Origin of the sequence: Mesorhizobium sp. M5C.F.Ca.IN.020.32.2.1 (genome assembly GCF_004023105.1) — a bacterium.
GTDB lineage: Bacteria > Pseudomonadota > Alphaproteobacteria > Rhizobiales > Rhizobiaceae > Mesorhizobium > Mesorhizobium wenxiniae.
In genome coordinates this window covers 1-4,264 of the sequence record NZ_RZSX01000566.1, presented here as the reverse complement: position 1 = coordinate 4,264, position 4,264 = coordinate 1, and the positions used below count along the sequence as shown (strand labels likewise).

The window sequence follows — 4,264 nt, the reverse complement described above, 5'->3', positions numbered from 1 at the left end:
GAGTATCGCGCGGCAGATGATCTGCCTTGGCACCCCCGGCTGAAGATCGTGGGCGGTGATATTGTTGACGGTCTGGACAATGCCCGCCTCATTTAACCCAAACGTGTTGCCCGGCAGCCAGCCGGGATACATGAAGCTGCTCCAGGCCGGCCCTTCGTCGGGCTCGACCTCGACCCAGCAACAAGCGCCTAGAAACTCCACCGCGCCATCTTCGTTGTGCGCGATTGCCGCCGGAGCATCGCCTTTCGCCGGAATGAGGAGAGTGGTGCACCCGGTGGCGGCTATGGCCTTGGTTTTCGGGGAGACATGCTCGGGAAGGCGCAGGTCGCCTCGGCAGTTCCAAAGGAATACTTTGTCGAAATCCTGCTCCAAGCCTTCGGCAATGCCTTCGATCTCTCGCACGAAGCGGGGATAGGCCGTGCGGGCAGCGGATTCCAGCGACTGTAGATAGTCCGAACCACGCCAGCGGGCGTAAAGCGCCTGAAATGCTTCGGTGGGCAGGACGTGCTCGCGAAAACCGGAGGCGGTCGCCCGCCCAAGGGCTATGCCGATTGAGAAGGCGTCACCCTTGGCGCAAATGCGGGGAATGGGATTATAGGACATGTGTGGCCTCTGACTTCTATTGGTTTAGTGCATCCATCACAGCAGACGGTATGTGTCCGGCAATTCAAGCGGATTTGGACTGATCTCGTGACTTCATCAGCAGGGCAGATACTCCGACCAAGACGATACTGATCCCGATGAGCAAGGAGGCAATGGCCGTGATCGTCGGATTGATCTGCAGTACCAATTCGTTGAACATCCGCTTCGGCACCGTCTCATAGGTCCCGGAAACGAAGATTGTGACGATGACCTCGTCGAAGCTTGTTATAAAGGCGAAGATCCAGGCGGCTCCTATGCTAGGAACTACATTGGGGAGCAGAACGCGCCACAGCATGACACGCGTTGACGCCCCGAGGGTGAAGGCCACTTGCTCTAATCTGACGTCGAATTCCCGGAATGCGACGGTCATCACGAGGACTACTACAGGAACCCCCAGCACCATGTGCCCGATGATAAGCGCTGGGAGGGTCCCCAGCAGTCCGATACGCGCGAACACAAGATAAAGTGCGAGCGCGGTAATGACGGACGGAACCACGATCGGCAGGATGAAATTGGCCTCGACAACCAGCCGGCCGACAAATCTTCCGCGTACCAGGCCATAGGCGGCCGAGCCACCAAGCAGTAGAGCCAGCGTGCTGGCGGCGAGCGCCACCTTTAGTGAGGTCCACAAATCGCTCATCCAGCGAGGATCCGTGAAGAATGCGGCATACCAGCGAAGTGAGAATCCTGGCGGTGGAAATTGGAGTGTGCTCGCGCTCGAGAATGACATTGGCACGACCACCAGGATCGGCAGAGACAAGAAAAGCAGGACTGAGACCGCTATCGCACCCAGCACCACCGGCCCGAGGGGAAGCCTGTGCCGGTACACCTCGATCGGCGCAGCTTCAAAAGCATCCCGGGTGGCCGGCATATCGTGGCCGCCGCCCTGGTGGTGTCGCCCTTGCCGGTTACTCATGACTTCCTCACATGCCCGAATATGCCGCCGCGCGGCGATAGAGCGCGTACAGAGCGACGCTGGCTGCAAGCAGTACGGCAGAAATTGCTGCCGCCAGTTCCCAGCTAGGAACCTGGTTAATCAGGACGTCGAGGACATTCGCTATCATCGAGACGCGCCCGCCGCCGAGGAGCGCCGGAGTGATGTAGAACCCGATTGCGGAGATGAAGACCAAGAGAGCGCTCGCGGCAAGGGCTGGCCGAGTTAGGGGAAAGAAGACCAGCCAGAACGTCTGGAAGTCCGATCCGCCTAAGGCCGCTGCGGCCTGCAGCAGGCGCCGGTCGAGCCTCGCCATCGCGGCGTAGAGCGGTAGGACGATGAACGGGATCAGAATGTTCGTCATACCGATGATCACCCCGAGCTCGTTGTAGATCAGACCGATTGGCTGATCGATGACCGCGAGCGAGAGCAGCGCCCGGTTGACGAGGCCGGCATTACCAAGGAGTACGATCCAGGCATAGCTCCGCACTAGGACGCTGACCCAAAAAGGAATCACAACGAAAGCGATCGCTACCAACCGCCCGGTTGGCGACAGCCAGGTCATCCAATAGGCGAGGGGATATCCAAGTACAGCAGAGCAGACGGTGGTGATCGCCGCCACTTTGAAGGTATTAAGCAGAACCTTTAGATAAGCCTCTTCCTGGGCGAGGTGCAGGTAATTTGCTAGCGTCCACGACGGCGCGACGCTGATACGCAACATTAGCAGGATTGGAATGTTGAATGCGATCACCATGACCACGGCCAAGGGTAGAACATATGCAAAACCGTTGCCATTGGACCCGATGCGTCCCATGTCACAAATCCGTCAGCTGTGTCGTTCAGCTCGCCGCCCGTTCATTTCCAGACGGCGAGCCAAGGATTGCAGACCCAAAGGTTCAACGTTCGAGTTTGAAGTTTAGCCAGCGCTCCTCGACTTCCTTGCCGTGATCGAACCACCATTTGAGGTCGTAACCGACCTGCACGTCCTTGTTCTGCTTCGCGGTCGGGAACTGTCCGATGCGATCCTTTGGCAGAAGAGCATCAAGCTGCGGGCTGTTTCCGGTATAGGAAATGACGTTTGCCGCCGCAGCCTGGTTTTCCGGCACAGTCATCTCATGCAGTAGCTTCATCGCAGCAGCCTTCTGCGCCGGGTCGGCGCCGCGCGGGACGGTAAAGAAGCTGGTGTCGATCAGGCCCTGATTGAACGAGTAGTCCAGCATCGGCTCGGCAGTGACGCGCCCCGACCATGCAACAGCATACTGCACTTCGTTGTCATTCAAGAGCTGGGGCGGTTGAGCCCCGGTAGTCCACCAGACGGCAACCTGGGGGCTAAGCTTTTTCAAGCTCTTGAAAGCACGATCAAGATCAAGGGGATAGAGCTGGTCAGGCTTCACCCCGTCGGCCAACAAAGCGATCGGAATTGCAGAGTATGCTGAGTCCGGCAGGGCGCGTTTGCCAGGGAAATCTTTCACGTTCCAGAAATCCGCCCAGGTCGAAGGCGCCTTGGCATCCTTACGCCACGTCATGATCGTGGAATAGTATTGATAGCCCAGACCGTAGTCGTCGCGCGCTTCTGGAAAAATCGGCAACGGATCAATCGCATTCCAATCGAGCGGTTCAAGCAGGTTCAGGGCCTTGGCCTGCTGGAGCTCACTTCCAACAAGCTCGAAAAGTGCAGCAGAGACCTTGCCGGACGCGATCATTGCTTGCAGCTTCCCAATCCTATTCGGGCTTTCTCGGACCACCTTCACGCCAGTCTTTTGCGTGAACGGTGTAATATAGCCCTTCTCGATCGACTCACCGGATTTGCCGCCGGCTTCGACTATGCGGATTTCAGTTACCACATCCTCCGCTTTGGCGCCGGACGGAACGCCAGCAAAGAGCGTCGTCCCGGCAAGCAGTCCTAATAGTGCGGAAAGCGTTCGCTTCATTTCCATGACTAAGTTCCTCTCCACTTGTTCTTTGTAGTCGCCTTAAACTCGTAGCAATTGGGGCGCTCCGTGCTGGACATTCGCCCGCGCCGTGCCACCCTCAGGAATGAGCCACACGGCTTCGGCATCCCAGTCGACGCGAATGGACGCACCCGGCGAATACGGCCGCCCGGTTTGGATGCATGCGGCAATCAGCGGCGTGCCTCGCGCGGTCTCAACGTGGTAACGAATTGTCTGGCCGAGATAGACGGCTTCGTTGACGGTCGCAGGGATGCCACGCTCCGCACTCGGTGCGAGCACGCGAACATGCTCCGGCCGGACGCTGACGGATACCGCCGAGCCGGACGTCCTATCGGATGCGTTACACGGCAATTCCTCGCCGGAGCCGAGCCGGATGACCCAATCCCGGGAGCCATGCCGGATGGCTATGCCGTCGAGGCAATTGGTGGCGCCGAGAAAGCCCGCGACAAACCGATTAGCCGGTCTCGCATAAGCTTCCAGGGGTTCGGCGATCTGCTGGACCGCACCGTCGGCCAGCACCAGTACGCGGTCCGAGAGCGAAAGTGCTTCCTCCTGGTCGTGGGTTACCAGGATCGTGGTAATTCCAAGTTTGCGTTGCAGTTGCTTCAGCTCGACCTGCAACTGCTCGCGCAGGATTCGGTCCAGAGCGGCAAGCGGCTCGTCGAGCAGCAGAATATCGGGCTGGAATACAATGGCCCGCGCGAGCGCAACACGCTGCTGCTGGCCGCCGGATAGC

5 protein-coding genes are annotated in these 4,264 nt (G+C 58.9%); all 5 read right to left on the bottom strand.

Annotated features, from left to right (window positions below):
• The coding region (locus tag EOA86_RS24400; protein ID WP_245497359.1) for a C45 family peptidase at window positions 1–603 on the bottom strand (603 nt) is incomplete at its 3' end.
• Between the two features lie 64 nt (window positions 604–667).
• The gene (locus EOA86_RS24395; RefSeq protein ID WP_128344005.1) at window positions 668–1,558 is read right to left on the bottom strand and encodes an ABC transporter permease; all 891 of its coding nucleotides are present in this window, start codon (window positions 1,556–1,558) and stop codon (window positions 668–670) included.
• Window positions 1,559–1,565: 7 nt separating this feature from the next.
• The gene (locus EOA86_RS24390; protein WP_128344003.1) at window positions 1,566–2,390 is read right to left on the bottom strand and encodes an ABC transporter permease; all 825 of its coding nucleotides are present in this window, start codon (window positions 2,388–2,390) and stop codon (window positions 1,566–1,568) included.
• Window positions 2,391–2,472: 82 nt separating this feature from the next.
• Window positions 2,473–3,513 (bottom strand): ABC transporter substrate-binding protein, encoded by a 1,041-nt coding sequence (locus EOA86_RS24385; protein WP_128344001.1) that lies wholly within the window; start codon window positions 3,511–3,513, stop codon window positions 2,473–2,475.
• 36 nt (window positions 3,514–3,549) lie between these two features.
• Window positions 3,550–4,264, bottom strand: a 715-nt coding sequence (locus EOA86_RS41305) for an ABC transporter ATP-binding protein (RefSeq protein ID WP_164891943.1), incomplete at its 5' end; no start/stop codon positions are given.